A 26,600-nucleotide genomic window follows, 5' to 3' on the forward strand; every position below is an offset into this window, starting at 1 on the left:
TTCCCTTGCTTAGGTCTTATTGGACCGGCTTCAGACGCAGGAGATGCATGAGGCGCATGCGATTGTTGTCGTGGTTTTCCGGGTTCATCACCGGATCCTTGTCGGTGACCCAACCGGTGTACCGCTTGCTGGAATACTGGTACCAGGTCGGACCGTTGAAGACCGGCACGACCGGGAAATCATCGGCGATCAGAACCTGAATGTCGTTGAAGATCTTCTTGTGATCCGCATCGGAAGACGACTTGCGGTACTGATCGAACAGCGCGTCGAGCTTCGGGTTGGAGTAGCGCGGCGCGGAGACGGTGAGCTTGCCGGCATAGTCCGTCGACAGGCTCTGATAATAGCCCTGGAACGGGGTGGCGCTGTCGGCGCGCGAGTTCATGACGACATCGAAGCTGCCATCGAGAAGCTGCTTGCGCCACTGTTCGTATTCAGGCGTGGCAACAGAGGCGTTGATGCCCGCAGCGCGCAGCCCTTCGACGGCGATCTGTACGGCATCAATCCAGTCGGTCCAGCCATTCGGCACGATGACCGGGAAAGCGATCGGCTTGCCGCTTGGCGTGGTGCGGAAGCCGTCGGCGCCCTTCTTGTAGCCGGCATCGTCAAGGATCTTGTTCGCCTTGTCGGTGTCGAAGCCCATGAAGGCATCCTTGTCACCTTCAGCGGCCTTGTTGCGCCAGCTGTCGAAACGCGGTGGCAGGCCGCTGGCATGCAGGTTGACGACCGGATAACCGAAGCCGGCGATGTCGACCATCGACTGGCGGTCCATCGCCAGGCTGAAGGCGTGACGGAAATTCAAGTCCTTGAAGGCCTCGAGATTGCCGGCATTCGTCGACTTGAAGTTCATCTGGAAGGCGACGGTTTCCGCCGGCGGCTGCCAGTAGCCATTGTGCTGCGGATCAAGCGCAACAAAGGTCTTGTCGATCTGCGGCAGGAAAGAGCCGATCCAGTCGACAGTACCTTCCGGCAAGAGCGCCAACATCTGGTCGTTGCCCGAAATCTGCGGCAGGCGCAGGCAATCCACATGCAGCGACGCCGCATCCCAGTAGTTCGGATTGCGGCACTGCTCGTAGACCTGTGGCGTAAAGCGGCGAACTTCGGTCATCGGACCGGAACCGACGGGCTTTTCATTCTTGAAGGCCACCGGATCGGCAACGTCCTTCCAGATATGCTCCGGCACGACAGCAAGATCGGCGAGCGATTCAGGGAATTCCGAGTTCACGGCCTTGAGGTTGATCTTGATCTGCGTCGGCGACGGCGCTTCGACGGAAGCAACGGTCTGGCCGACACCAACGGTGTCGACCGCCGGGTTCTTCAACATCAGGTCGATGGTGTATTTCACGTCGGCCGAGGTCAGCGGCTGTCCGTCGGACCACTTCACGCCGGGGCGCAGGTCATAGGTGATCGACATCAGATCGTCGGAGAACTTATAGCTGGTGGCCAGGCGCCAGACCGGCTTGCCGCCGTCATTGGCGTTGAAGATGACCAGCGGCTCGTAGATGAAATCCATCGTGCTCTGGCGGCGACCGGCCAGATCGAAAGGATTGAAGTTGCTGACCCAGCTGGTCTGCTCCTCGATGTGCATCGTGAGCACGGATTCGGCAGCCGAGGCGACACCGGCACCGAATGCCAGCGAGACGCCGAGTGCTGCCGTTGCCAGCCATGGAGCCCGGTACACGAAATTACGCAATCTGCTTTTTCTCATTCCCATTTGCAGTTCCCTCTCGTTGATTTCGAGTAGTCAATCAAATTGATTTAATCGTGAGTTTGCGCACTCGTCAATCCGCTGATTTGAAATCAACAGGCAAAGCGACAAGCATCGGGACGCATCGGCGGCCGACCGAACAACGATTTGTGGCAATAAGGAATTCGGGAAAAACTGCGCGTTGCCCCGCCCTACCAATCTGGACCCGCAGGCCAATATCAAGGCGCACATTTGCGACCGGAGTAACGAGCGACCGGCTTTGGCAAGAAGACTAGGGAGATCGCATGCGCTTGAAAAGCCAGAGCTAAATCGGCGGCGCAGCTATTTAAGGGACCAACGTTCAAGGGCACGTGTTTCGGTGGCGCAGTTGCTGCGCCTCCGAAATCGGCTAATTGCAGAGCCGCACCGTCGCAGCGGTTTTCACACCAGACAACGGAGCTTCTGATAATCAGGGATTGTCAGTTCAATCGAGCGGCTTGTAGGCGATGACATCCATCTCGATCTTCACATCCACCATCATCGGCGACTGGACGGTGGAGCGCGCCGGCGGGTGATCGATGAAATGCTTCTGGAAAACAGCGTTGAAGCTCGAGAAGTCGCGGGCATCGTCGAGCCACACATTGACCTTCACCACATGCTCAAGGGTGCAATCGGCAAGAGCAAGGACATCCTTGATATTGGCGATGACCTGCTCGGTCTGCGCAACGATATTGCCGACGATAACCTCGCCGTTAATCGTGGGGACCTGACCCGAGACGTAGACGAAATCGCCGGCGCGCACGGCCTTGGCGAAAGGACGGCGCTGGCCGCCGGCCTGGCTATCGGCAATATCGAAACGGATCAGCTTGTTCTTGCTCATGATATCCTCGGTCTCTCTCTCTGTTATTCAAAGTCGCAGCCGGCACCCCGAACGCACAGGACCGAGCACGCGACTCCTCTGCGCTCTTCAATATCCGCCATGACGCAGCCACGCCAGATCGTTTTTCGGCGGAGCACAATGCTCGAAATATTGTTCGGCGATCATATCATCGTGTCCATTTACCGGCGCAGTCGCATTGCCTTGCCGCGCCCGCACCTGTTAAGACAGGGCGAATTCGTCATATGATTATTGAGGTTCAGGAGGAGTCGTCATGACAGAACTCGCGCAGTCGCTCGCGTCCATTCGTATTCCCGATCTTGCCGGCAAGCGTGTGCTGATTACCGGCGCTTCCACAGGTATCGGTGCAGCCCTTGCACTCGCCTTCGCCAAGCAGGGTATGAAGATCGCTCTTCACTTCAATGCCAGTCGCGAGCCGGCCGAGCAGCTGGCTGCCGAAATCAAGGCGAGCGGCGGTACTGTTCACCTGATCCAAGGCGATGTGTCACAGGATGGCGAGACCGAAAAAGTCATCGACAAGGCAGCCGAAGCGATCGGTGGCCTCGATGGTTTGGTGAACAATGCGGGCGGCATGCTGGGACGGTTGCCGACATCGGACATGACCGACGAACATTACGAGCGCGTGATGAACTTGAACGCCCGCTCGGTGCTGGCCGCGACCCGGGCGGCCCATCCCCACCTCAAGAAGCAGGGCGGCTTCATCATCAACACCACGTCGATTGCTGCCCGCAACGGGGGCGGCAACGGCGCGATCCTCTACGCTGCCGCCAAAGGCTTCGTTTCGACCATAACCCACGGTCACGCCAAGGAATTCGTCAACGACAAGATCCGCGTCAATGCGGTTGCCCCGGGTGTCATCGCGACGCCGTTCCACGAGCGCTATACCAATGACGAGCAGATGGAACTGCAGCGCAAGTCCATTCCCATGGGCTTCGTCGGCACTCCGGAAGATTGTGTCGGCGCCTATCTGTTTTTGGCATCGCAGACATTGTCCGGCTACATCACCGGGCAAATCATCGAGGTCAATGGCGGTCAGCTCATGCCGTAAGGCATGCAGGACGATCGACTTTTCGCGCCGGGCAATGCTAGTCTACGCCCGGCGCGGCTCTCGCGTCGAAACAAGATGGAGCGCATGCGAATGGCAAAGACGCCCATTGAGAACCGGATTGAAACCTCCGTTCAGTTGACGCATCCAGAGCGGGTCTACTGGCCCGATGACGGCGTCAGCAAGCAGGACCTCGTCGATTATTACGCGCAGATCTGGCCGCGCATGGCACCCTTCGTCGTCAATCGGCCCCTGGCACTGCTGCGTTGCCCTGATGGCATAAGCGGCCCCCGCTTCTTCCAGAAACATGCCTGGAAGGGCATCAACCCGCATATCATCGAAATTGCCGATCCCGACGACAAGGAGAGCGCCAAGTTCCTGAAGATCGAGGATTTCGACGGGCTTGCAGCGCTCGTCCAATCCGCGGCGCTCGAAATACACCCCTGGGGCACGACCACCGATCATTGGGAAAAGCCCGACATGATCATCATGGATCTCGATCCCGGCGAAGATGTCAGCTGGGCCAAGGTCATCAAGGCTGCGCTGGAAATAAGAGAACGTTTTACAGCACTGGGGCTTACCTCCTTTGTCAAGACCTCAGGCGGCAAGGGCCTCCATGTCGTCGCATCCCTCAAGCCCAAGGCGGAATGGCCGCAGGTCAAGGATGCCGCCGAAGCGATGGCACATGCCATGAGTGCCGACAGCCCTGACGCATATCTCTCGGTCGCCAGCAAGGCAAAGCGGACCGGCCATATCTTCATCGACTACCTGCGCAATGGCCGCGGCAACACTGCAGTCGCACCCTATTCGACGCGCGCAAGACCGGGAGCTACCGTCTCGATGCCGATCGCCTGGGAAGAATTGAACGACAAGATCGGACCGGCCTCATTCACGGTCAAGAACGCCGCCACGCGCCTCGGCAAAAGCAATGCTGATCCCTGGGCCGATTTTTTCAAAGCCGCTTCAGCGCTGAAAGCGTAAAGCTATACCAGGAATGGAATGAGTGCCGGCGTCGTGGCCTTGTAGTCGGCATAATCTCGACCAAAGGTCTCGCTCATCCAACGCTCCTCAATGCCGACGCGTCGCAGAACCGCGTAAAGCATGAAGGCAAACGCAAGCAACGCGGCGACATCACCACGCGCAAGCACCGCACCGAGGATCGCCAGTATCAGGCCGGAATAGATCGGATGGCGGACGAGAGCGTAGGGACCGGTGCGGATCAGTGCATGATCCTGCTTGACCGTGATCACGCCACTCCAGTTACGACCGAGATGATAGCGCGCCCAGATGGCAAAGCCGAGGCCAATGACGGTCATGGCTGCGCCGATTCCATAATAGGTCAGATTTTGCGGGACAAGCCGGAACGACAAGGACCCGAGCCAGGATGGCGACACGACCAGCAGGAAGGCGCAGATCCAGATCGGGACTGTATTCGACAATCGCGACCAAGGATCCTCATGCCGCGCCGCCTTCTTGACGCGGAAGGATGCGATGAACCAGATGGCCGCCCAGATACCCCAGCAGACTGGAAAAAACAGACCCAGCAGCCTTGCTTCGCTCATGCATCGCTCCTGTCGAGTTCCGGATAATGCCGGAAGATGCCATCCTCGTTGAAGGGAATGCGACGATCGGATTGAAGATAGCGAGCAATATTGGGCCGTTTCGCGACAGCCGAATGCAAAGCGGCGAAATGCGGATAGCGATCGGCCAGATGCGCGGTGCCGCGCGGAAAGGCATAGCGCAATCCCTCGTAAATCTGAAACAGCGAGAGGTCGACATAGGTCAGCCCATCGCCGAAAATGTGAGCGGGCCCATGCGGGTTCTGCTCAAGCACGCGCTCGAAATAGCCGAGATATTTCGGGATACGATTGTCGATGAATTCGGCCGACCGAGCCTTTGCCTCCTCCTTCTGGTCCTCATAATATTTCGAAGTGGCGATCGGGTGGTGCGTGTCGTGCACCTCGGCGACGAGATCGGTGACGGTCAATTGCAGCGCGTTCAGCTCATGCCGCTGCGCTTCATTCCTGGGGGCAAGACCAAATGTCGGCCCGAGATACATCAGGATGTTGGCCACATGCGAGATGATCAGATCGCCATCCTTCAGAAACGGCGGCGCGAAGGGAACGGCGGGTTCGGCCTTGCTGTCCATGATAGCCAACATGGCGCCTGTGCCCTGCCCCTTGCTGGCCGGACCACGGCAAATATCGACATACTCGGCGCCGGCCTCTTCCAGAGCGAGCCGTACGAATTCGCCGCGTCCCTGAATACCGTCCCAATAGTAAAGTTCATAAGGCATTCCGGTCACTCCTTGGCGCATATGGCGATCAGTCGCTCTCTTCATACTGTGGGAGATTATCGGTGATTTCAAACCACTCGGCCTTTGAGCCGACGAAAACATGATGCGTCGGACGTATGCTCGGTGTGTCGACTAGCGTCCCCATGGTGACATGGGCGTAGGTTCCGTTCTTGACGATTGCATACAATAGCGAGCCACACTTCCCACAGTGCATATATGTCGAAGCATTGTCCCCATAGGACATGATGCTCTCCAGGCCGTCGGCAATTCTGATTTTTTCAATCTCAATGCCCGCCAGGGGCTTGAATGCCGACCCGGTTGTGCGCCGGCAATTCGAGCAATGACAGTTCACGGCATAGACAAATTCGTCAGCGACTTCATAGGTGACGGTCCGGCATCTGCACTGTCCGGTGAGCATTCTCATCAATCCGCCTCCGCACTATTTGCCGGTTGCCATCACCGAAAGCCATGCCTCAACGGCTCGGTGATACTACGACCCCGATTGACCCGACAATATGCGGCATAGAGCCTGCGCGACAAAGTCGCGGCCACTAGTGATGAGCATCATGCTCGTGGCGCTTGCGGGTTGCGGCAGCCTTCTTTGCCGATGCGGAACGCTCTGCCGCCGGACGGCTTGCCGAAGCGCGGCCGCCGATCCTGCCGCCCTTCTCCGACGATTCATGATTTTCCGGGTGACCACGGCCGGAGCCGGACTTGTTGCCGCCGCCGCTTTCCTTGTTCACCGTCGCCCATGCGCGTCGCTCGGCTTCCTCATGGGAAACGCCGCGGTCTTCATAGCCTTCTTCGATGTGTTCGGCTTTGCGCTTCTGCTTGTCCGTATAAGCGGATTTGTCTCCTCGGGGCATGGTCTCTCTCCTTGTTGTGGATGAAAGACCAACCCACGGTCACGGAAAAGGTTCCGATATCCGGCTCGGTGCACTGCGATCGACCGGCGCGAACCACGACCGGCGACTATGCCGTGGGGTAGCCCGATGTTTGGCGGACGCAGGAAAGAATACGCCAACAGAACGATCGATGATCAGGATGAGGATCAAGGCCGCCAGAAGATAGAGGGCCGCAAGAATGAGGAGGGACGTCACCGCGTTTCCTCCGCGCGGTGAACGGGAACCTGAGGGCAGCGCGCTGCGACGATCGTCAAGACAGTATTTTCCAGATCATCAGCATGGCTACGACGCATGGCGGGGCTCCCTACCCGCTCTGATAGCACCGATGTGTGACAACTATTTTGTGCCTGAGGCCCAAGTTACAGAAATTGCTGCGGATATTCTGTCGGTTCCAACCCAAAAAGGAGCGGCTCGTTGGTTGTTGTCGAGCCGCTCCCGCTTCCGCCACATCCAAAGGGCAGGACCTGCATCAGACTTTGGCTTTGACGGCCTTCTTAGACGTCCGTTTCACGGCAGGCTTGGCCACTGGCTCTTCGACAACTGCCGCGATGGCAACCGTCGGCTTGCGCTTTGCCTTGGATTTGGCGCCAAGTTTCGCTTCCTTGCCAGCGCTTTTCTCGAGCGCGATGCGTTCGCTGCTTGCCTGTTCCCAGTGTATACCGTCACGGCCGGCGGGATAGCCTTCTTCCTCCCAGATGGCATATGCGCGTTTCTTGATCCATTCGTCCCGAGATTCCAACATCTGCTGTTCTCCGTTCGCATCATTGAACATGGTTGATGAACAATGCCCGTTCTTGAAATGCGGGCTTCGTGCCTCCCCCGAGCAGCCAAGACTCCATGGTGGCGAAAATGCCCATGGAACGATTCCTCTAGTCTCGACTCCCGAACCGCAGTGGCGCTTCGCACAAGAAACACGAATACCGTGGGGGACGGCAGCGAAGCAGCCTAAGCACCCTCAATATGAAGACTGCGACAGGGCTGTTCAATTAAAAATATCTAATAAGGCGGCTTTTCGCACCGCTATCAGCCATATAAAGCGGATTGTAAGGCCGCCGATTGCAGCTTTCGCGGGCCGGGATATATTCGCATCATGATCGACCTTCTGGTTGCCCATTGGGGCCAAATTCTTGCCGTCCTGTCCATTGCCATGGGAGCGGCGGCGGCAATTCATGCCACCATGACGAAGGAGGATGTGCGAGCAGCGATCGGCTGGGTCGGCGTCATCATCCTGTCGCCCATCATCGGTGCCCTGCTCTATGCCGTCGCGGGCATCAACCGTATGCGCCGGGCCTCCCTAAGTTCCCACCGTGACGCCTTCTTTCGCAAGGATGCGTCCGGAGAACTTGCCAGTTTCGATGCAGACGACCACCGGGTGCGGCAGCTCTTCGGCGACCATTTCGGCTCGATGAAGACGCTCGGCGACCGCGTGGCCCGCTACACCATGAGCACCGGCAATACCATCGAGATGCTGGCGAGCGGCGATGCGGCCTATGCGGCCATGAAGGCGGCGATCGATGGCGCCGAGCGCAGCATTCTGATGGAGACCTATATATTCGACCGCGACCCGATCGGCCTGCGTATTGCCGACGCACTCATCGCCGCCGTCAAGCGCGGTGTCAGTGTTCGCGTGCTGATCGATTCCGTCGGCGCTCGCTACTCCGTGCCGACGATCATGGGCTATCTCAGCCATGGCGGGGTCGCCGCCGATGTGTTCAACGGCAACGTTATCATCGGTCTTCGATTGCCCTATGCCAATCTGCGCACCCACCGCAAGATCCTGAGCATCGACGGGCGGATCGCCTTTACCGGGGGTATGAACATTCGCGAGGGTTTCACGCGTGAGTTCGCCGGGGATCATTGCGCCCGCGACATGCATTTCTGCGTCACGGGCCCCGCGGTAGCCGATCTCTTCAATACGGCCGCCGAGGATTGGCGCTTCACGACCGATGAAGTGCTTGATGGAGACGAATGGCGGATTTCAGCGCCCTCCAACGAGCCGGGTGCACCCGTCTTCATGCGCGTAGTGACCTCCGGCCCCGACCGCAGCGTCGAGACCAACCACAAGATGCTCATCGGTGCGTTGTCGGTCGCACACAAAACGATCCGCATCATGTCGCCCTATTTCCTGCCTGATCGGGAATTGATCAGCGCCCTCGTCACGGCAGCCAGACGTGGCGTTGAAGTCGACATCGTCGTGCCGACGGCGAACAATCTCGTGCTCGTCGATCGCGCCATGACCGCGCAGTTCGACCAGATGCTGAAGAATTACTGCCGCATCTGGCGTGCCGAGGGACCATTCAACCATTCCAAGCTTCTGGCCGTCGATGGCACATGGGCCTATGTCGGCTCTTCCAACCTCGATCCTCGCTCCTTGCGGCTGAATTTCGAGGTGGATCTGGAAGTGATCGACCGCGGCTTCGCCGGCACGATTGACGCTCATATCGCGACAATCCTCGAGACGGCACATCCGGTCGATCTCGAAAAACTGCGCGCCCGGCCCTTCATCGTCAGGCTGATCGAGAAGGTCTTCTGGCTCGGCTCACCCTATCTCTGAATGAGTTCAGATCGACATTCTGCGGTGGTCGCGGCCTTTTTACATGACAAGGCCCGCCATCGCTTCCTATATTCCCAGGGGAGTGCCCGGCATGGTTTGGTCAAGGAAACGATCGGCGGACAGATGCGGAAGAAGAAAGAAAGTCTCCGTGCGAGCATCCTGGAAAGCCTGAAGAACAGAAACCAGGCACGCCCGAAACAGGCCTCCAAGACCGCCCACGCGGCCGGCACGCTGATCGCTTCCTACAATGTCCATAAATGCGTCGGCGCCGATCGCCGCTTCGATCCGGATCGGATCAGCCGCGTCATTCATGAGATCGATGCCGATGTCATCGGCCTGCAGGAGGCCGACACGCGCTTTGGCGAACGCACCGGCCTGCTCGATCTGCGCAGGCTTGAACGCGACACCGGGCTCATTCCTGTGCCGATCGCGGGAACCAGCAAGGCGCATGGCTGGCACGGCAATGTCGTCCTTTTCAAGCAAGGCACGGTGCGCGATGTGCATCAGATAAAACTGCCCGGACTGGAGCCGCGCGGCGCGCTGATTGCCGAGATAGAACTGGCACATGGCGGCAGCATCCGGATCATCGCAGCCCATCTCGGCCTGCTGCACCGTTCGCGCGCCCAGCAAACGCGGCTGATCGTCGAACTGATGAATGATGGAGGCGATACGCCTACCATCCTGCTCGGCGACCTCAACGAATGGCGGCTGGGCGACCGTTCCTCGCTCAATACCTTCCAGGCAGCCTTCGGCCCCCTTCCTCCGGCCGTCCCAAGCTTTCCCTCGGCACTGCCGCTCCTGGCGCTGGATCGCATCATGGCAAACCGGCGCGGCATGATCTCGGCAGTCGAGGTACACGACTCGCCGCTCGCCCGCGTGGCCTCCGATCATTTGCCCATCAAGGCCATGGTCAGCCTCGAAGCGCTCGACGGCGGAGCCAGGATGCATTCGCATACCGCTTGAGCGCAGAGCCTGTCGTTTAATGCGGTATGTCATTCACGGCCTCCGAAGGGAGGCCGTGAATGATCCGTCTGCTTGCGTCAGGCCCGCCCCCGCTTTCAAACCGGGTTGATCGCGGCGTAAACCTCCTCGTAGCGGCCTTCCCGCTCGGCCGACCGCCGTGCACGATCGCGCTCGACCAGTACCTCTCCCCTTGGATGGTTGCCCGCCTCCAGCAGTTGCATGACCTCCGCCACATAGGCGGCGACCGGCATGGCGCGCGGATCGGATGCCTGATGATCACCCGTAAGCTCGGTCTGCACATAAGGCGGCGAAAGCTCCAACACCTCCACCGGAATCTTCCGAAGCTGATGCCGTAACGACTGGAGCCAGGAATGCAGGAAGGCCTTGCTGGCGCAATAGGTCGGGAAATCGGCGCGCGGAATGAAGGCCAGATTTGAACTGGTCGCCATGATAGTCGCACCTTGCCGGCCCTTCAGCAGCGGCAGGAATGCCGCCGCCACCCGTAGCACGCCCATGATGTTGGTATCAACGACCGATTGAGCGGCGGAAACATCCCAGCCCTCCGCTGTCATATCCTCCGACCGAGATATGCCGGCATTCGCGATCAGCATATTCAACTCGGGGAAAAGTAACCGAACATCGCTTGCAAGGCGAGGCAAGGAATCCGGGTCATCAAGATCAAGTGGTAAGCCAACCAGACCGGGGCGTTCCGCGGCGATCTCTTCAAGCAAGGCCCGCCGCCGCCCCGTGACGATCACGCGATTGCCGCGGTCGTGGAAGGCTTCGGCGAGCGCGCGGCCAATGCCGCTGGTGCCGCCGGTAATGAGGATCGTATTGCCAGTCATCTGCATAGTTTTTGCTCCATTGTTCAATGTCGGCCGTCAGCCGATGGTTCGCCCGTGGCCCTGGCCTCTTTGGGGAGGTCCGAACGTCCACGGCCGTCGAGAGCGCATAGCTGTGCCGCTGTCCTTATCATTGCCCCCTCGGCGGAACCGAAGCGAGGAATGGACAGCAGGCCAGATTGCGCTGGCGCCAATGGGAAACGTGTTTTCTCGAACCGCAGGGTCGCAGGCTCTCCCTTCGGCATGGTCGTGCCAAAGAGGATGCTGCCAACCGCATAGCCGCACCGATCATATCGAGCGAATTTACTCCGCAGTGCATCCGTTGCGGGTAGCATTGTGGGAGCCGTCAAACGGCTTGCGAATGGGATCGGGAAAAACAATGTCATACCATGAACGCCTCTTGCATCGAGACCTCCCTGCTGGGACCTTCTCGACAAAGGACGCGTTGGATGACGGTAACGCCTACGACAGTGCTACTGGAGCAACTGCAGTTTTGCGTCTAACGCGACAGGCGGCTTGTTGTCAAGCTGAAGCCTTCGCGGGCAAGATCACGTGAACGCCGCTTGGGGAAGAGCAGCACCGCTGCGCTTTTCATGTGCCGCGGAGAAGATGGCAACCAGGCAGGCCAAAGCAAGCGCTACGGCACCCAGCACCGGCAAACTGCGATAACCATAGCCACCCTCAAGCAGACCGGCCCCTATGACCGCCGCAATGGCAATCCCGATGTTGAACCCCGATGGGATGAGCGAGGAAGCAAGGGTTGGCGCATCGGCAGTCCACATCAAGATGCGGGCCTGAATCGGGGCGCCAATGGCAAAATTCAGGGCGCCCCAGACGAAGATCGTTGCGGTCATCAGCAAGGGATAGGGGCTGACCAGGTAGAGAATGACAAGTATCGCGGCCTGAATGGCGAGCATGACAATAAGCGCGGGCATCAACTTCCAATCGGACAATCGCCCCCCGATGAAAACACCCAGCGTTGCGCCGACGCCATTCAGGAGGAGCACCCAGGGAATAATCATGGCATCCAGGCCTGTCACCTCCCGCAAGAGAGGCGTTATATAGGTGAACGGCACCATCTGCCCGATCATCAGCGCGAGCATGATGATGAGGGAGGTCCAAACCTGTTGGCGCCCAAGAACACGCACTTCGCGCCCCAGATGGCCGGCTTGTTGGGGCTCGGCTTTCGTCTGGGGGATCAGAGCCCATATTGCGATCAATGCGAGGACGCCGACGAATGTCATCGCCCAGAATGTCGTCCGCCACCCCCAAAGCCCGCCAATCGCCGCGCCAGCGGGGACGCCGATAATGTTCGAGACCGTCAAACCAGCGAGAATCACGGACACCGCACGACCCCGAAACGCGGGCGGGACGAGGCCGACCGCTACCACCATCGCAATACCGAAATAGGCGCCATGGGCGATGGCGGTCGCAACCCGGAAAGCGAGCATGGCGGCGAAGCTGGGCGCGAGCGCGCAGGCGATTTGCCCAAAGCAAAAGGCGATCGTAAGGGCTATCAGGATCGTGCGACGCGATACCCGTCGTGTCGCCATGGTCAGGAATGGTCCGCCGACGGCGATACCCAGCGCATAACCGGACACCAGATAGCCGGCGAAAGGGATAGAGACGCCTAGCCCCTGCGCCACGTCCGGAAGAATGCCCGCGATGACGAACTCGGTTGTGCCGAACGCAAACGCAGCCAGAAACAAGGCGAAGAGGGGCAAGGACAAGGGCGGCTCCCATATAAGGACATAAGAGTTTCTTTATATCTCAACCAAAAGTACATCAAGTACGCGCTGGCAGAAAGCAAGCTGTAGGGAATGGTTACGCCGGATCATCTTTCTGCCGGTCAAGCCCAGAAACTCCTTGAAACGCGGCTTGCTGGTCGCCTCGGCTATGGCTAGAGGAAAGGCCATATTATAACCTGGCCATCGACCAGACTGATCCGGGAGACAACCATGCTGAAAACTCTGCTGCTCACGGGCGCTGCCGGTGGCGTCGGCCAGGCGCTGCGTCCGCTTCTGTCGCAAATCGCCGAGAGCGTCGTTCTCTCCGATCTCACGCCGATACATGATCTGCGGCCCAACGAGCGCTTCGTTGCCTGCGATCTCGCCGATCGCAGCGGTGTCGACGAACTGGTTTCCGGCGTCGACGGCATCATCCACCTCGGTGGCATCTCGGTGGAGAAGCCCTTCGACCTGATCATGCAGGGCAATATCCTCGGCCTATACAATCTCTATGAGGCAGCCCGGGCAGCAGGCAAGCCGCGCATTGTCTTTGCAAGCTCGAACCACGCGATCGGCTTCTATCGCCGTGACGAGCGGATTGACAACAAGGTGCCGACGCGGCCGGATTCTCTTTACGGTGTCTCCAAGGTATTCGGCGAAGCGGTCGCGAGCCTCTACTTCGACAAGTTCGGTCAGGAAACTTTGACCGTGCGCATCGGCTCCTGCTTTCCCGAACCGCGCAATCCGCGCATGCTGGCCACCTGGTTCAGCGCAAGGGATTTTCTGTCGCTCTGCGGCTGCGCCTTCGATGCGCCCCGGCTCGGACATACGATCGTCTACGGCGCTTCGGACAATGACGAGCAATGGTGGGACAATAGCCAAGCGGCCTTCCTGGGCTGGCGGCCGCGTGATAGTTCCGCCCCGTGGCGCGCCGAAGTTCTCGCAAGAACACCGCAGGAAGACCCCAACGATCCGGCAGTCATCTACCAGGGCGGCGGCTTTGTCTCAGCCGCTCATCCCGAGGATTGACCGAAGCCGGCCAATCTGTGGCGAACGGCAGGCCGTCAGCCACCGTTGCGGAACAGCTTCCACTTGGTCGGCCGGAAGGCGATGCGGTTACGGTCGAGCGCATCGGCCTTGTTCGGCGGCAGCTCGATCTCGATATGGTCGTGGTTTTCGCCGATATTGATTTCGAGATGCCGCGTGCCAGCAACGCGCCGGCTGGAAAAGAGCAGGCCGGCAATCGCACCGCCATCGCCTTCATGCAGCTCGATATCGTGCGGGCGGAAATAGAGATAGGCATCGCCATCCGGCTCATGCGGCGTGCTCAATCCGAGCGGCCGGTCCTCGAACCATATTTCCCCACTGGTAACGCGCACCTTGACGCGATTGGACTGGCCGATGAAGCCGTACACGAAGGGGGAATTCGGCGTATCGTAGATCTCGTCTGGAGTACCGACCTGCTCGATGGCGCCCTTGTTGAGAACGACGACCCTGTCGGCAAGTTCCAGTGCTTCCTCCTGGTCATGCGTCACGAAAACCGTCGTGTGACCAGTGCGATCGTGAATTTCCCGCAGCCACTTGCGCAGATCCTTGCGCACCTGCGCGTCAAGCGCGCCAAATGGCTCGTCCAGAAGCAGCACATTCGGCTCGACCGCCATGGCGCGTGCCAGCGCCACACGCTGCCGCTGACCGCCTGAAAGCTGCGCTGGATAGCGCTTCTCCAGCCCGTTGAGCTGCACCAGCTCCAGCAGCTCCGTGGCGCGCCGGTAAATTTCCGCGCGTGGCGGACGGCGAGAGGCCGAGCGAACCTTGAGACCGAAGGAGATATTTTCCAGCACGGTCATATGCCGAAACAATGCGTAATGCTGGAACACGAAGCCGATATTACGCTGCTGCACGGTCTTTCGCGAAGCATCCTCCTCACCGAAGAAGATCTGGCCTTCCGTCGGCGTTTCCAGCCCGGCAATCAAACGCAAAAGCGTCGTCTTGCCGGAGCCCGACGGACCGAGAAGCGCAATCAGTTCGCTCGAACGGATATCCAGAGAGACGTCATGCAATGCGGGAAAGCGACCGAATTCCTTGCGCAGGTTTTGAACGCGAACTTCCATCAAAAATTCCTTCAGTGACGCCGGCTGGCTGCGATCTCTTCGCTATAGCGCATTTCCAGCAACGTCTTCAGTATAAGTGTGACAAGGGCAAGCAGGGCCAGCAATGTGGCAACGGCAAAAGCCCCCGAGAAATTATAGTCGTTATAAAGGATCTCGACCTGCAGCGGCATCGTGTTCGTTTCGCCGCGGATATGACCGGAGACGACCGAAACGGCGCCGAACTCGCCCATGGCGCGGGCGTTGCAAAGCAATACGCCGTAAAGCAGACCCCATTTGATGTTCGGCAGCGTGACATACCAGAAGGTCTGCCAGCCATTGGCCCCGAGCGAGAGTGCCGCCTCCTCGTCCGCATTCCCTTGTTCCTGCATCAGCGGGATCAATTCACGGGCTACGAAGGGGAAAGTGACGAACATCGTCGCCAGGACCAGGGCTGGAACAGCAAACAGGATCTGTATGCCATGGCTCTGCAGCCAGGGCCCGAGTGTGCTGCTGGAACTGAACAGCAACACGAACACCAGACCGGATATAACAGGCGAGACGGAGAACGGCAGGTCGATCAAGGTGGTCAGGAACGCCTTGCCCTTGAACTCGAACTTGGCGATCGCCCAGGCTGCTGCGACGCCGCAGACAAGGTTCAGCGGCACGCTGATACCGGCCACGATCAATGTCAGCCGGATGGCGGCGAAGGTCTCGTCGTCGACCAGGGCATCGAAGAAGGCCTCGATACCCTTGCGGAAGGCTTCGACGAAGACTGCAGCCAAGGGCAGCAGCACCATCAGCGTCAGAAAGGTAAGCGAAATAAGCACGAAAATGATGCGTGCCGCACGGCTTTCGGTGATGACCGGATGCTCCAGAGCGGAGGCGGCAGAAAGATCATGTGCCATAGCCATACCTCCTTCTGCTCCAGGACTGGATGAGATTGATGATCAAAAGCATGGTGAAGGAAATGAACAACATCACCGTCGCGATCGCCGTTGCCGCCGCGTAGTTATATTCCTCGAGGCGGATGACGATGAGCAAGGGTGCGATTTCCGAGACATAGGGCTTGTTACCGGCGATAAAGATCACCGAGCCGTATTCGCCGGCGGCACGCGCAAAGGCCAATGCGAAACCGGTGAGCGCGGCGGGCGCCAGCCCCGGCAGCAAGACCCGGGTGATCGTCTGGAAACGGGTCGCCCCCAAGGTTGCGGCCGCCTCTTCGACTTCACGGTCGATCTCTTCCATGACCGGCTGAGCCGTGCGCACCACGAAGGGCAGGCCGACGAAAATCAGCGCGATGACGATGCCAATCGGCGTGAAGGCGATCTTGATGCCGAGCGGCGCCAGGAACTGTCCGATCCAACCGTTCGGCGAATAGAGCGTCGTCAGCGCGATACCAGCCACCGCCGTCGGCAATGCGAACGGCAGATCGACCATGGCATCGATGATGCGCTTGCCGGGAAAGCGGTAGCGCACCAGCACCCAGGCCATGATAAGGCCGAGGACGGCATTGACGAGCGCTGCGATGAAGGCGCCGCCAAAACTCATGCGCAGCGCATAAAGCGTGCGCAGATCAAGAGCCAGGGCCCAGAATTTATCCCAGCCGAGAGAGCTGCTTTTCCATAGCAGTCCAGACAGCGGAATGAGGACGATGAAGATGAGCCAAGCCAAGGTAACGCCGAGCGCCAATCCGAAGCCCGGAATGACACTCGGCTGCCGAAACCGCCACCGTTTGCGGGTTATGGAATGCATTCAGAGTTATTTTCCCGGCTTGTAGACCTGATCGAAGACGCCACCATCGTCGAAGAACTTGGGCTGAGCTTTAGCCCATCCGCCGAAATCGTCAATCGTTGCGAGCTTCAGGTTCGGGAAGCGGGCGATATCCTTGGGATCGGCTGCCGCTGGCTTGATCGGCCGGTAGTAATGCTTGGCAGCGATCTTCTGACCTTCGTCAGAATACAGATAGTTCAGATAGGCTTCGGCGATCTTCCGGGTGCCCTTGGTATCGACATTGCCGTCGACGACAGCGACCGGCGGATCCGCACGGATCGAGAAGGACGGGGTTACGACCTCGAATTTATCCGGGCCGAGTTCGTCAAGCGACAGATAGGCTTCGTTCTCCCACGCGAGCAGAACATCGCCGAGGCCCCGCTGTACGAAGGTCGTCGTTGCGCCGCGCGCACCGGTATCGAGAACCGGGACGTGCTTCAGAAGCTGCGTGAGATAGTCCTGCGCCTTTGCATCGTCGCCGCCATTCGCCTGCTTGGCCCAAGCCCAGGCCGCCAGAATGTTCCATCGCGCGCCGCCCGATGTCTTCGGGTTCGGGGTGATGACTTCCACGCCGTCCTTGACCAGATCAGACCAGTCCTTGATGCCCTTCGGATTACCCTTGCGCACTAGGAAGACGATGGTCGAGGTATAGGGAACGGAATTATTCGGAAACTTGGTTTTCCAGTCGGCCGGAATCTTGTGCGTCGCCTTGGCGATCGCATCGATATCGCCTTCCAGCGCCAGCGTGACGACATCAGCGTCGAGACCGTCGATAACCGAACGCGCCTGCGCGCCGGAGCCGCCATGCGAGGCCTTGATGTTGATAGTCTCGCCGGTATCCTTCTTCCACTTCGCCGCGAATACGGTGTTGAAATCCTTGTACAACTCACGCGTCGGATCGTAGGAAACATTCAGAAGCGTCTTGTCGGCGGCCCATGTCGGCGCAACTGCCGCAACGGAAAAACTGCCGATCAGAACTGCGGTGGCGAGAAGCCGGGAAAGCTTTATCGTCTGCATGGAAAACCCCCTTCGTTAGTTCCTAAACCCTATCAACTTGGTCGTATAAAGTAACGAAGACCGTTCCCGTTTTAAGGAACTCCGGAGAACACCATCCCATAGAATCCAGAAAAGTGAAATCACATTCCCGCTTGGCCGCGGGGGTCCACAATCAGCGGTATCAAACGATGGAGTCGGACATGAAGACGGAGTAGAGTTCGTCCGCCGTTTTTGCCTTCAGCATCGCGGTCAGCACGCCCTCTGTCCTCAAGCGCCTGGCGATTGCGGCAAGCACGTTCAGATAATCGCTGCGACCGCCCTCTCCGAAAAGCAGCACAAAGGCCCATCTGGTCGGGGCATCGTCGATCGCCTCGAAATCCACGGGATGCGCGAAGCGAACCAGCAGGCCACGCGGCCTGGTCATGCCGGCGATCGCCGCATGCGGAACCGCGACACCATTGCCGATACCGGTCGTTCCCAGCTTTTCCCGTGTCTCAAGAGCCCTCAGGACAGTCCCCTCATCCAGGCCAAAACAGCTTGCCGCCTTCGATGACAACATCTGCAGCGCCCGCCATTTGGTTGGGGCGGACACCCCTATGAAGACGTGTTCGGGCAAGATGATAGTAGAAAGGGCCATGGTCGCTCTTGAGGATCGGACAATCGTTAATGCTGGTGTTCATGCGACGGCGATGAGGATCAGGGCGCCTCATCGCGGGGCCGGACAGCGGCTCATTCCGGCTCGCGAAGACGATAGCCGACGCCTGTTTCGGTAGTGATGTAATGCGGCTGATCGGGGATCTGCTCGATCTTCTGCCGGAGCTGGCGGACATAGACGCGCAGATATTGCACGTCCGCGGCCGGCCCCCAGATCTGCTTCAACAGGAACTGATGGGTCAGCACCTTGCCGGCGTGCTGGGCAAGCACCCGCAGAATATCGTATTCCTTCGGCGACAGCTTGATCTCCTTGCCCTCGACCTTGACGATGCGCTTGACGAGATCGATCGAGAGGGCGCCGGTCTGGAAGATCGCCTTTTCACCCTGCTGCTGCAGCCGGTGGCGCAGAGCGACACGAATGCGCGCCGCAAGCTCATTGACGCCAAAAGGCTTGGTGACATAGTCGTCCGCCCCGCTTTCCAGCGCCTTGACGATGCCGGCCTCGTCCGTGCGGCTCGACAGGATGACCACCGGAATCTGCACGCCATCCTCGCGCCATTCCAGCAGCAAATCCTGGCCGGATTTATCGGGCAGTCCGAGATCGAGCACGATCAGGTCCGGTCGGTCCTCATCGACGGAGGCTTTCGCGGCGGCAGCATTCTGCGCCTCGTTGACCGTATAGCCTTGGGCACCGAGGCCGACGCGCAGCAACTTGCGGATCGGCGGCTCGTCATCGACGACGAGAATCTTGACGGCAGTCGTGTTCATTTCAATTCATCCAGCTTCGGGACATCCGTTGGTCTTGGCAGGCGGATGGTGAAGACCGCCCCTTGGCGATCGGTTCTGTTGCCGGCGGCAATCGTGCCGCCCATGGCTTCGATGAAACCGCGGCAGATGGAAAGGCCGAGGCCGGTGCCCGCCCTCACCTGATCACCCTTGCGCACGCGGTAGAAGGTGTCGAAGACGCGCTCGAGATCGGCGGGCGGAATGCCCGGCCCCTCGTCCATGACCCTGAAAACGATATTGTCGATATCCGCCCATGCTTCGAGGCGGATGGCCGAGGCCTCAGGCGCGTATTTCGCGGCATTATCGAGCAGATTGAACAGCACCTGCTCGAACAGCACCGGATCGACCCGCACCATCGGCAGGTCGACAGGTATCTGCACCTCCAAGCGATGGTGGCTCAGAATCTTCTGCGCGCGCCGCAAGGCGCTGCCAACGATATCGCCGCCATAATGCAGAGCATAATTCGGCTCCATCGCGCCTGATTCAATCTTCGTCATGTCGAGCAAATTGACGATGAAACGGTTGAGGCGTTCGGATTCATCGATGACGGTCGACAGAAGATCCACGCGATCTTCATGCGGCAGCGTTTCCAGATAATCGCGCAGTGTCCCGGCGGCCCCCATGATCGCGGCAAGCGGCGTCTTCAAATCATGGGAAATGGAGGTCAGCAGCGCCGAGCGCAGCCTATCCGCCTCGACGGCCAGTTTCGCGCGATCAACGTCTGCCACAAGTTGAACGCGCTCGACGGCGAGCGCGGCCTGATCGGCGAGCGCATCGAGCAATCGTTGCTGCTCCGGCGTGAGCAGCGGCCCATCGCGACGATCGCTATCGAGGCCGATGACGCCGACCGCGGTGCGGCCCGTTCGCAGCGGAACGTAGAGGCGGCGGGCGCCAGGCAAAGTATCCGCGCCGCGCCCTGCCGCATGATTGTGCTCCCAGGCCCAGCGCGCCGCGGCAATATCGGCATCGTCGAGCGTGTCATCAGGTGGATAACCGGCCTTGACCGCGATCGTGCCATCCTCCGGCAGAAGCAGCACGACACGCAGCTTCAGCATCGAGGCGAGCTGAAAAGCCGTTGCCCACAATACGTCGTCAAGCGTGCCGGTGCCGGCGAGCTTCTTGGAAAAGAGATACAGATCTTCCGTCGTTCGCGCCCGCTGGCGTGCAGCGGCGGCCTGCCGCTGCACGGTCGCCGTCAGATTGCTGGCGATGATGGCGACCCCCAGGAAGAAGAAGAAGGCGAGCACGCTTTCCGGATCGCTGATCGTCAAGGTGTAGCGCGGCGGCAGGAAGAAGAAATTGAAAGCCAATGCGCCGAGAATGCAGGAATAGAGTGCCGGGCGCAGCCCTTGCGTCACCGCGGTCGCCAGCACCGCCATCAGGAAGACAAGCGCCAGATTGCGCACATCCAACACCTGATCGAGGATGACGCAGAAGCCGAGCGCAACGGCTACATAGAGCGTTGCCAGAACATAGCCGCGCAACTGGAAGGGAGGAGGCGAAGGCGCTGCCTTGACGCCTCGGCTGGCGGGCTGTCCCTCAGCATCCGTGCCGGAAATGACATGGACGCTGATATCGCCGGCCTTGCGGATCAGATCATAGGAAACCGAACGCCGCGACCAATCCCGCCAGGATCCAATTTTTGGCGAGCCGATGACGATATGGGTGACGTTGTTGCTGGCAGAATGGCGGATCAGTTCCTCTGCCACTTCGCGGCCCGGAATGGTGATGGCTTCGCCGCCGAGCTGTTCGGCAAGCCGCAGCGTTGCGGCTATGGTGTCGCGCTGCACCTCCGTCAGACTGATCGAGCGATTGGTTTCGACATAGACGGCGGCCCAGGGAGCCCGCAGGCGCGAAGCCATCCGCGCGGCATAGCGCACCAGCGAGGCGGAACGCGGATGATGATCGATGGACACCAGCACCCGCTCGCCTGCAGCCCACGGGCCGGAGATTGCATGGGCCTGCATGTGGGTGAGCAACTGATCGTCGACGCGCTGCGCCGTGCGCCGCAGCGCCAGCTCGCGCAGCGCCGTCAGATTGCCGGGCGTGAAATAATTGGTCAGCGCCCGCTCGGCCGTTTTCGACACATAGACCTTGCCGTCATGCAGCCGTTTGATCAGATCATCCGGGGTCAGGTCGATGATCTCGACATCATCGGCCAGATCGATGATCGAATCCGGCACGGTCTCCCGCACCCGGACGCGCGTGATCTGCGAAACGACATCGTTCAGGCTTTCGACATGCTGGATGTTCAGCGTCGTATAGACGTCAATGCCGCGCTCCAGGAGTTCCTTGACGTCGAGGTAGCGCTTCGGATGACGGCTGCCCTGCGCGTTGGTGTGCGCTAGCTCGTCGACCAGCACAAGCTGGGGCCGGCGCTTGAGAATGGCGTCGAGATCCATCTCCTCGAGCGATCGTCCCTTATAGTCGACATCGACACGCGGGATGATTTCGAAGCCCTCGATCAGAGCCTCCGTCTCGCGCCGCCCATGGGTTTCGACCACACCGACGACGACATCAACGCCATCGGCGATCTTCGCCTTGCCGGAAATCAGCATCTCATAGGTCTTGCCGACGCCGGGCGCCGCACCCAGAAAGATTTTCAGCCGCCCGCGTGCCTCGGCCTTCGCTTTTTCCAGAAGCGCGTCGGGTGAAGGCCTGCTCATCATGTCGCGGCTGTCATCTGCCATCAGTGGGTTCGTCTTCCGTTACAAGGTTGAGACGGCCATTGCCGTCCCAACCTTCACAACCTATTGATTCATAGAGGCATCGAGCGCTTGGTTCAATGCCAGTACGTTGACGACAGGCTCACCGAAAATACCGAGCTCCCTGGATTCGACAGCCGCGTCGACGATCGACTTGAGCTTGGCTTCATCCATGTTGCGCGCCTTGGCCACGCGCGGGATCTGAAAGTAGGCATCCTCAGGCGAAATATGCGGATCGAGACCACTGCCCGAGGTCGTGACCAGGTCGATCGGAACCGGCATGTTCGGGTTCTGAGCCTGCAGCGCCGCGGCGTCACCCTTGATGCGGGTCATCAGCGCAGCGCTGGTCGGACCGAGATTGGAGCCGCCGGAATTGGCCGCGTTATATGGAGCAGCAACCGATTTGGTTGGGTCATTCGGGTCCGTTCCTGTCGTCGCCGATAGGCGACCGTGGAAATAGCGGTCTGTGGTGAAGCTCTGGCCGATCAGGCTGGAGCCGATGACCTTCCCATCCTTCTCCACCAAGCTGCCATTGGCCTGATGGGGGAAGAGAGCCTGGGCGACGCCTGTCATGGCGAGCGGATAGGCAAGGCCGGTCAAAACGGTCGTGGCGACGATCATGACGATGGCAGGTCTGATTTGTTTCAGCATGGGAAATCTCCTTAGACCAGGCCAATGGCGGTAATCGCCATGTCGATGGCCTTGATGCCGATGAAGGGTACGATGATGCCGCCAAGGCCGTAGATCAGCAGGTTACGGCTCAGCAGGGCGCCGGCACCGATCGGGCGATAACGAACGCCCTTCAGCGACAGTGGGATCAGCGCAACGATGATCAGGGCGTTGAAGATGATCGCGGAAAGGATGGCGCTCTGCGGCGTGGCGAGCCCCATGATGTTCAGCGTCTTCAGCTGCGGATAGAAGGCAATGAACATTGCCGGGATGATGGCGAAATACTTCGCGATATCATTGGCGATCGAGAAGGTGGTGAGCGCGCCGCGGGTCATCAGCAACTGCTTGCCGATTTCGACGATCTCGATCAGCTTCGTCGGGTCGCTATCGAGGTCGACCATGTTGCCGGCCTCGCGGGCGGCCACGGTGCCGGTGTTCATGGCGACGCCGACGTCGGCCTGGGCTAGAGCCGGGGCGTCGTTGGTGCCGTCACCGCACATGGCGACGAGCTTGCCCTTGGCCTGCTCTTCGCGCATCAGCGCCAGCTTCATTTCCGGAGTTGCCTGGGCGAGGAAATCGTCCACCCCGGCTTCGGCGGCGATAGCAGCAGCCGTGAGCGGATTATCACCCGTGATCATTACCGTGCGGATACCCATGCGGCGCAATTCTGCAAAGCGCTCGCGGATGCCGCCCTTGATGATGTCCTTGAGATGGATAACGCCGAGCAGGCGGCCATCACGGGCAACAGCAAGCGGCGTGCCGCCGGCCTTGGCGATCTCGTCGGCGATCCCCTGCAGCTCGCGAAGCGTCTCGCTGGTGGTACGCGAGATGACAGCCGTGCCATCGCTGCCGCTATTGGCAGCACCGTCCACATAGGCAAGAACCGCATCGACAGCGCCCTTACGGATCGACGAACCCTCGAGATCGACACCGCTCATGCGGGTCTGGGCAGTGAAGGGCACGAAGGTGGCCTTGAGGCTCGTCATGTCGCGACCACGGATGGCATACTTCTCCTTGGCAAGCACGACGATGGAGCGCCCTTCCGGCGTTTCGTCGGCAAGCGAGGCGAGCTGGGCAGCATCGGCCAGATCCTGCTCGCTGACACCCCGAACCGGGCGGAAGGCGGTAGCCTGACGGTTGCCGAGGGTGATCGTGCCGGTTTTATCGAGCAAGAGCGTGTCGACGTCGCCGGCTGCCTCGACGGCGCGGCCCGACATGGCAAGCACATTGAAGCGCACCAGACGGTCCATGCCGGCGATACCGATCGCCGAGAGAAGCGCACCGATTGTCGTCGGGATCAGCGTCACGAACAGGGCAACGAGCACGACCGTCTGGATCGAGCCGCCGGCATAGGCCGCAAAGCTCGGGATCGTGACCGTGGCAAGCACGAAGATCAGCGTCATGCCGGCAAGCAGGATGTTGAGCGCGATCTCATTCGGCGTCTTCTGACGTTCGGCACCCTCGACCAGTGCGATCATGCGGTCGATGAAGGTCGAGCCGGCTGCTGCCGTGATGCGCACGCGGATCTCGTCCGACAGGACCTGCGTGCCGCCCGTGACGGCCGAACGGTCGCCACCCGATTCACGGATGACCGGGGCCGATTCACCTGTGATCGCCGCTTCGTTGACCGAGGCAACGCCTTCGATGACTTCGCCGTCCGACGGGATGATGTCGCCAGCTTCGACCAGCACGACGTCACCGACCTTGAGGCTGGTGCCCGGCACCATCTTGTAGTCGGTGCGGCTGGTGCCGCTCAGAAGCTTCGCCTGGGTCTCCGTGCGCGATTTGCGCAGCGAATCCGCCTGCGCCTTGCCACGGCCTTCGGCGACAGCTTCAGCGAAATTGGCAAACAACACCGTGAACCACAGCCAGATATTGATCTGCAGGGAGAACGCGAGATTGCCGCCGCCGACGATCAGGTCGCGCAGAAACAGAACGGTCGTCAGTGCCGAAACGACGGCGACCACGAACATGACGGGGTTCTTGGCAAGCGTGCGCGGGTTCAGCTTTTTGAAAGCAGCGCCGACCGCCGGAACGAGGATGCGAGAATCCAGAATACTCGCTGATTTTAACTGGCTCATAAGAGGCTCCAGCGTGAAGAGGAAAACGTCAGATCGGAACGCACCGATCAGCCGATTAGAAATCCGAAGATGACAAGGCCGAGAAACAGGGTGACCATCGCCAACAGAATGGCGTCGGAAGCACAGGTCGTTCCCGCCGGGCCACGCCCCCTGTCGAAGGGGCGTGGGTCGATGACTTTTCTAAGCTTGCTCAAAAGCGGCTGGCTCATGGCCTTCACCCCTTAAAAGGTCTGGCCGGCGATCATTGCCAGGTGGTCGACGATCGGTCCGAGCGCGAGGGCCGGGAAGAAGGTCAAGCCGCCGACGATCAGGATCGTACCGACAAGCAGGCCGACGAAGAGCGGGCCATCGGTCGGGAAGGTGCCGGCCGAAGCGGGGACGGTCTTCTTGGTAATCAGCGAACCGGCAATCGCAAGAGCGGGAACGATGACCAGGAAGCGGCCGATCAGCATGACCATGCCGAGGGTGATGTTGTACCAGGGCGTATTGCCGGACAGACCGCCGAAGGCCGAGCCGTTGTTTGCCGCAGCCGAGCTATAGGCGTAGAGGATTTCCGAGAAGCCATGCGGACCGGAATTGCCGACCGAGGCCACTGCCGAAGGCAGCACGACGGAGATCGCCGTGAAGATCAGCATGCCGAAGGGCAGGCAAAGCACGGCAAGCATTGCCATCTTCACTTCTTTGGCCTCGATCTTCTTGCCGAGATATTCGGGCGTGCGTCCAACCATCAGGCCGGCAACGAAGATGGCGATGATGACGAACATCAGGATGCCGTAGAAACCGGCGCCGACGCCGCCGACGATGACTTCGCCAAGCTGCAGGTTGATGAGCGGGATCAAGCCGCCAATCGCGGTGAAGCTGTCGAGCATGCCGTTGACCGCGCCGCAGGATGCAGCCGTGGTGATGACGGCAAACAGTGAGGAGGCGGCGATGCCGAAGCGGACTTCCTTGCCTTCCATGTTGCCGCCCTGCACGCCAAGTGCATGGATCAGCGGATTGCCGGCAGCCTCGGCCCAATAGGTGACGATCACGCCCGCAATGAACAGAGTGCCCATGGCGGCGAGGATGGCCCAGCCCTGACGCTGGCTGCCGACCATACGGCCGAAGACGTTGGTAAGCGCAGCGCCGATGGCGAAGATCGCCAGCATCTGAATGAGGTTGGAGATCGCGTCCGGGTTTTCGAACGGATGGGCCGAGTTGGCGTTGAAGAAGCCACCGCCATTGGTGCCGAGCATCTTGATGGCAAGCTGCGAGGCAACAGGGCCGACAGCGATGGTCTGCTGTGCGCCTTCAAGCGTCGTCGCGTTGACATAGGGCCCGAGCGTCTGCGGCACGCCGAGATAGACGAAGGCAATCGTCAGGACGATGCAGATCGGCAGCAGCACGTAGAGCGTCGCTCTGGTCATATCGACCCAGAAATTGCCGATCGCCTTGCCCGAGGCGCGCGCAAAGGCGCGGATCAGGGCAATGGCTATGGCAATGCCTGTCGCCGCAGATACGAAGTTCTGCACCGTCAGGCCGGCCATCTGCACGAGATAGGACATCGTGCTTTCACCGCCATAGTTCTGCCAGTTGGTATTGGTGACGAAACTGGTGGCCGTGTTGAAAGACAGTTCCGGCCCGACCGCCGTCATGCCCGCCGGGTTATACGGCAAGCCGGCCTGCAGTCGCTGCAGCGCATAGAGCACGAGGAAGCCGGCGAGGCTGAACAGAAGCATGGAGATCGAGTAGGTCGTCCAGTGCTGCTCTTCGCGCTCGTCCGTGCCGGCGAGACGATAAAGTCCCCGCTCCACCGGGCCGAAGACATAAGAGAGAGGTGTGCGCTCGCCGGTAAAGACACGCGTCATATAACCGCCGAGCGGTTTGACGAGCAGGAGAAGGATCCCGATATAAATGAGGATCTGAAGCCATCCGTTGAGGGTCATGGAAGTAACT

At 59.9% G+C, this 26,600-nt stretch carries 25 protein-coding genes; 5 read left to right on the top strand and 20 right to left on the bottom strand.

Features of this window, described 5'->3' with window-relative positions:
- Positions 1-16: 16 nt before the first annotated feature.
- On the bottom strand, positions 17-1,711 hold the full coding sequence (locus ACQZ6F_RS02500) for an ABC transporter substrate-binding protein (protein ID WP_449092508.1): 1,695 nt from the start codon (positions 1,709-1,711) through the stop codon (positions 17-19).
- 457 nt (positions 1,712-2,168) lie between these two features.
- On the bottom strand, positions 2,169-2,564 hold the full coding sequence (locus ACQZ6F_RS02505) for a RidA family protein (protein WP_267548845.1): 396 nt from the start codon (positions 2,562-2,564) through the stop codon (positions 2,169-2,171).
- A 271-nt stretch (positions 2,565-2,835) separates the two neighbouring features.
- Between ACQZ6F_RS02505 and ACQZ6F_RS02510 the strand changes: the two genes are divergently transcribed.
- Both ACQZ6F_RS02510 and ligD read left to right on the top strand, forming a co-directional pair.
- Positions 2,836-3,630, top strand: a complete 795-nt coding sequence (locus ACQZ6F_RS02510; RefSeq protein WP_449092509.1) for an SDR family NAD(P)-dependent oxidoreductase — start codon at positions 2,836-2,838, stop codon at positions 3,628-3,630.
- A gap of 90 nt (positions 3,631-3,720) precedes the next feature.
- On the top strand, positions 3,721-4,608 hold the full coding sequence (gene ligD / locus ACQZ6F_RS02515) for a non-homologous end-joining DNA ligase (protein ID WP_449092510.1): 888 nt from the start codon (positions 3,721-3,723) through the stop codon (positions 4,606-4,608).
- Positions 4,609-4,610: 2 nt separating this feature from the next.
- On the opposite strand, the gene ACQZ6F_RS02520 is transcribed toward ligD, so the two are convergent.
- The 5 genes from ACQZ6F_RS02520 to ACQZ6F_RS02540 form a co-directional block, all read right to left on the bottom strand.
- Entirely contained in the window at positions 4,611-5,189 is a 579-nt protein-coding gene (locus tag ACQZ6F_RS02520) for a methyltransferase family protein (RefSeq protein ID WP_449092511.1), read from the bottom strand.
- Positions 5,186-5,923, bottom strand: coding sequence for a glutathione S-transferase (locus ACQZ6F_RS02525; protein WP_449092512.1), 738 nt, complete (start codon positions 5,921-5,923; stop codon positions 5,186-5,188). The genes ACQZ6F_RS02520 and ACQZ6F_RS02525 overlap by 4 nt, the downstream gene beginning before the upstream one ends.
- Before the next feature lie 28 nt (positions 5,924-5,951).
- Positions 5,952-6,347: a GFA family protein gene (locus tag ACQZ6F_RS02530; RefSeq protein WP_077468009.1), complete on the bottom strand. Its 396-nt coding sequence runs from the start codon at positions 6,345-6,347 to the stop codon at positions 5,952-5,954.
- A gap of 127 nt (positions 6,348-6,474) precedes the next feature.
- Positions 6,475-6,789, bottom strand: coding sequence for a plasmid stabilization protein (locus tag ACQZ6F_RS02535; protein WP_449092513.1), 315 nt, complete (start codon positions 6,787-6,789; stop codon positions 6,475-6,477).
- A 508-nt stretch (positions 6,790-7,297) separates the two neighbouring features.
- Positions 7,298-7,570 (bottom strand): DUF2934 domain-containing protein, encoded by a 273-nt coding sequence (locus ACQZ6F_RS02540; protein WP_077468006.1) that lies wholly within the window; start codon positions 7,568-7,570, stop codon positions 7,298-7,300.
- A 348-nt stretch (positions 7,571-7,918) separates the two neighbouring features.
- Here ACQZ6F_RS02540 and ACQZ6F_RS02545 point away from each other — a divergent pair, with 348 nt between their 5' ends.
- Positions 7,919-9,382 (top strand): phospholipase D-like domain-containing protein, encoded by a 1,464-nt coding sequence (locus ACQZ6F_RS02545; protein ID WP_449092514.1) that lies wholly within the window; start codon positions 7,919-7,921, stop codon positions 9,380-9,382.
- Between the two features lie 123 nt (positions 9,383-9,505).
- Positions 9,506-10,345, top strand: coding sequence for an endonuclease/exonuclease/phosphatase family protein (locus tag ACQZ6F_RS02550; RefSeq protein ID WP_449092515.1), 840 nt, complete (start codon positions 9,506-9,508; stop codon positions 10,343-10,345).
- 95 nt (positions 10,346-10,440) lie between these two features.
- On the opposite strand, the gene ACQZ6F_RS02555 is transcribed toward ACQZ6F_RS02550, so the two are convergent.
- Together ACQZ6F_RS02555 and ACQZ6F_RS02560 are read right to left on the bottom strand one after the other, a co-directional pair.
- On the bottom strand, positions 10,441-11,196 hold the full coding sequence (locus tag ACQZ6F_RS02555) for an SDR family oxidoreductase (RefSeq protein WP_449092516.1): 756 nt from the start codon (positions 11,194-11,196) through the stop codon (positions 10,441-10,443).
- Positions 11,197-11,735: 539 nt separating this feature from the next.
- Complete coding sequence (locus tag ACQZ6F_RS02560; protein ID WP_449092517.1) at positions 11,736-12,917, bottom strand: MFS transporter; 1,182 nt, start codon at positions 12,915-12,917, stop codon at positions 11,736-11,738.
- A 228-nt stretch (positions 12,918-13,145) separates the two neighbouring features.
- Between ACQZ6F_RS02560 and ACQZ6F_RS02565 the strand changes: the two genes are divergently transcribed.
- On the top strand, positions 13,146-13,943 hold the full coding sequence (locus tag ACQZ6F_RS02565) for an NAD-dependent epimerase/dehydratase family protein (protein ID WP_449092518.1): 798 nt from the start codon (positions 13,146-13,148) through the stop codon (positions 13,941-13,943).
- Positions 13,944-13,978: 35 nt separating this feature from the next.
- Here the strand turns inward: ACQZ6F_RS02565 and ACQZ6F_RS02570 are convergent, their stop codons facing one another.
- From ACQZ6F_RS02570 to kdpA, 11 genes are all read right to left on the bottom strand, one after another.
- Positions 13,979-15,025, bottom strand: a complete 1,047-nt coding sequence (locus ACQZ6F_RS02570) for a sulfate/molybdate ABC transporter ATP-binding protein (protein WP_449092519.1) — start codon at positions 15,023-15,025, stop codon at positions 13,979-13,981.
- An 11-nt stretch (positions 15,026-15,036) separates the two neighbouring features.
- Positions 15,037-15,909 (bottom strand): sulfate ABC transporter permease subunit CysW, encoded by an 873-nt coding sequence (gene cysW, locus ACQZ6F_RS02575; protein ID WP_449092520.1) that lies wholly within the window; start codon positions 15,907-15,909, stop codon positions 15,037-15,039.
- Entirely contained in the window at positions 15,899-16,756 is an 858-nt protein-coding gene (cysT, locus tag ACQZ6F_RS02580; RefSeq protein ID WP_449092521.1) for a sulfate ABC transporter permease subunit CysT, read from the bottom strand. Before cysT ends, cysW begins: the two co-directional genes overlap by 11 nt.
- A 6-nt stretch (positions 16,757-16,762) precedes the next feature.
- Positions 16,763-17,791 carry a sulfate ABC transporter substrate-binding protein gene (locus tag ACQZ6F_RS02585; protein WP_077467997.1) on the bottom strand — a complete coding sequence of 343 codons (1,029 nt, stop codon included), beginning with the start codon at positions 17,789-17,791 and terminating at the stop codon, positions 16,763-16,765.
- A 160-nt stretch (positions 17,792-17,951) separates the two neighbouring features.
- Positions 17,952-18,407, bottom strand: a complete 456-nt coding sequence (locus ACQZ6F_RS02590; RefSeq protein WP_449092522.1) for a PTS sugar transporter subunit IIA — start codon at positions 18,405-18,407, stop codon at positions 17,952-17,954.
- Positions 18,408-18,499: 92 nt separating this feature from the next.
- Positions 18,500-19,192 (bottom strand): response regulator, encoded by a 693-nt coding sequence (locus ACQZ6F_RS02595; RefSeq protein ID WP_449092523.1) that lies wholly within the window; start codon positions 19,190-19,192, stop codon positions 18,500-18,502.
- Positions 19,189-21,900 carry a DUF4118 domain-containing protein gene (locus ACQZ6F_RS02600; RefSeq protein ID WP_449092524.1) on the bottom strand — a complete coding sequence of 904 codons (2,712 nt, stop codon included), beginning with the start codon at positions 21,898-21,900 and terminating at the stop codon, positions 19,189-19,191. The genes ACQZ6F_RS02595 and ACQZ6F_RS02600 overlap by 4 nt, the downstream gene beginning before the upstream one ends.
- Before the next feature lie 60 nt (positions 21,901-21,960).
- On the bottom strand, positions 21,961-22,566 hold the full coding sequence (locus ACQZ6F_RS02605; protein WP_449092525.1) for a K(+)-transporting ATPase subunit C: 606 nt from the start codon (positions 22,564-22,566) through the stop codon (positions 21,961-21,963).
- A gap of 11 nt (positions 22,567-22,577) precedes the next feature.
- Entirely contained in the window at positions 22,578-24,665 is a 2,088-nt protein-coding gene (gene kdpB, locus ACQZ6F_RS02610) for a potassium-transporting ATPase subunit KdpB (protein WP_077467992.1), read from the bottom strand.
- A gap of 47 nt (positions 24,666-24,712) precedes the next feature.
- Positions 24,713-24,874, bottom strand: coding sequence for a hypothetical protein (locus tag ACQZ6F_RS02615; protein ID WP_158008759.1), 162 nt, complete (start codon positions 24,872-24,874; stop codon positions 24,713-24,715).
- 12 nt (positions 24,875-24,886) lie between these two features.
- Positions 24,887-26,590, bottom strand: a complete 1,704-nt coding sequence (kdpA, locus tag ACQZ6F_RS02620; RefSeq protein WP_449092526.1) for a potassium-transporting ATPase subunit KdpA — start codon at positions 26,588-26,590, stop codon at positions 24,887-24,889.
- Between the last annotated feature and the right edge of the window lie 10 nt (positions 26,591-26,600).

The sequence above is a fragment of the Rhizobium sp. A22-96 genome, from assembly GCF_053521805.1.

What these genes read in the sequence shown, in the direction of transcription:
- ACQZ6F_RS02500 (WP_449092508.1), bottom strand. Translation starts at nt 1,711, where the DNA reads ATGGGAATGAGAAAAAGCAGATTGCGTAATTTCGTGTACCGGGCTCCA.
- ACQZ6F_RS02505 (WP_267548845.1), bottom strand. Translation starts at nt 2,564, where the DNA reads ATGAGCAAGAACAAGCTGATCCGTTTCGATATTGCCGATAGCCAGGCC.
- ACQZ6F_RS02510 (WP_449092509.1), top strand. Translation starts at nt 2,836, where the DNA reads ATGACAGAACTCGCGCAGTCGCTCGCGTCCATTCGTATTCCCGATCTT.
- ligD (WP_449092510.1), top strand. Translation starts at nt 3,721, where the DNA reads ATGGCAAAGACGCCCATTGAGAACCGGATTGAAACCTCCGTTCAGTTG.
- ACQZ6F_RS02520 (WP_449092511.1), bottom strand. Translation starts at nt 5,189, where the DNA reads ATGAGCGAAGCAAGGCTGCTGGGTCTGTTTTTTCCAGTCTGCTGGGGT.
- ACQZ6F_RS02525 (WP_449092512.1), bottom strand. Translation starts at nt 5,923, where the DNA reads ATGCCTTATGAACTTTACTATTGGGACGGTATTCAGGGACGCGGCGAA.
- ACQZ6F_RS02530 (WP_077468009.1), bottom strand. Translation starts at nt 6,347, where the DNA reads ATGAGAATGCTCACCGGACAGTGCAGATGCCGGACCGTCACCTATGAA.
- ACQZ6F_RS02535 (WP_449092513.1), bottom strand. Translation starts at nt 6,789, where the DNA reads ATGCCCCGAGGAGACAAATCCGCTTATACGGACAAGCAGAAGCGCAAA.
- ACQZ6F_RS02540 (WP_077468006.1), bottom strand. Translation starts at nt 7,570, where the DNA reads ATGTTGGAATCTCGGGACGAATGGATCAAGAAACGCGCATATGCCATC.
- ACQZ6F_RS02545 (WP_449092514.1), top strand. Translation starts at nt 7,919, where the DNA reads ATGATCGACCTTCTGGTTGCCCATTGGGGCCAAATTCTTGCCGTCCTG.
- ACQZ6F_RS02550 (WP_449092515.1), top strand. Translation starts at nt 9,506, where the DNA reads ATGCGGAAGAAGAAAGAAAGTCTCCGTGCGAGCATCCTGGAAAGCCTG.
- ACQZ6F_RS02555 (WP_449092516.1), bottom strand. Translation starts at nt 11,196, where the DNA reads ATGCAGATGACTGGCAATACGATCCTCATTACCGGCGGCACCAGCGGC.
- ACQZ6F_RS02565 (WP_449092518.1), top strand. Translation starts at nt 13,146, where the DNA reads ATGCTGAAAACTCTGCTGCTCACGGGCGCTGCCGGTGGCGTCGGCCAG.
- ACQZ6F_RS02570 (WP_449092519.1), bottom strand. Translation starts at nt 15,025, where the DNA reads ATGGAAGTTCGCGTTCAAAACCTGCGCAAGGAATTCGGTCGCTTTCCC.
- cysW (WP_449092520.1), bottom strand. Translation starts at nt 15,909, where the DNA reads ATGGCACATGATCTTTCTGCCGCCTCCGCTCTGGAGCATCCGGTCATC.
- cysT (WP_449092521.1), bottom strand. Translation starts at nt 16,756, where the DNA reads ATGCATTCCATAACCCGCAAACGGTGGCGGTTTCGGCAGCCGAGTGTC.
- ACQZ6F_RS02585 (WP_077467997.1), bottom strand. Translation starts at nt 17,791, where the DNA reads ATGCAGACGATAAAGCTTTCCCGGCTTCTCGCCACCGCAGTTCTGATC.
- ACQZ6F_RS02590 (WP_449092522.1), bottom strand. Translation starts at nt 18,407, where the DNA reads ATGGCCCTTTCTACTATCATCTTGCCCGAACACGTCTTCATAGGGGTG.
- ACQZ6F_RS02595 (WP_449092523.1), bottom strand. Translation starts at nt 19,192, where the DNA reads ATGAACACGACTGCCGTCAAGATTCTCGTCGTCGATGACGAGCCGCCG.
- ACQZ6F_RS02600 (WP_449092524.1), bottom strand. Translation starts at nt 21,900, where the DNA reads ATGGCAGATGACAGCCGCGACATGATGAGCAGGCCTTCACCCGACGCG.
- ACQZ6F_RS02605 (WP_449092525.1), bottom strand. Translation starts at nt 22,566, where the DNA reads ATGCTGAAACAAATCAGACCTGCCATCGTCATGATCGTCGCCACGACC.
- kdpB (WP_077467992.1), bottom strand. Translation starts at nt 24,665, where the DNA reads ATGAGCCAGTTAAAATCAGCGAGTATTCTGGATTCTCGCATCCTCGTT.
- ACQZ6F_RS02615 (WP_158008759.1), bottom strand. Translation starts at nt 24,874, where the DNA reads ATGAGCCAGCCGCTTTTGAGCAAGCTTAGAAAAGTCATCGACCCACGC.
- kdpA (WP_449092526.1), bottom strand. Translation starts at nt 26,590, where the DNA reads ATGACCCTCAACGGATGGCTTCAGATCCTCATTTATATCGGGATCCTT.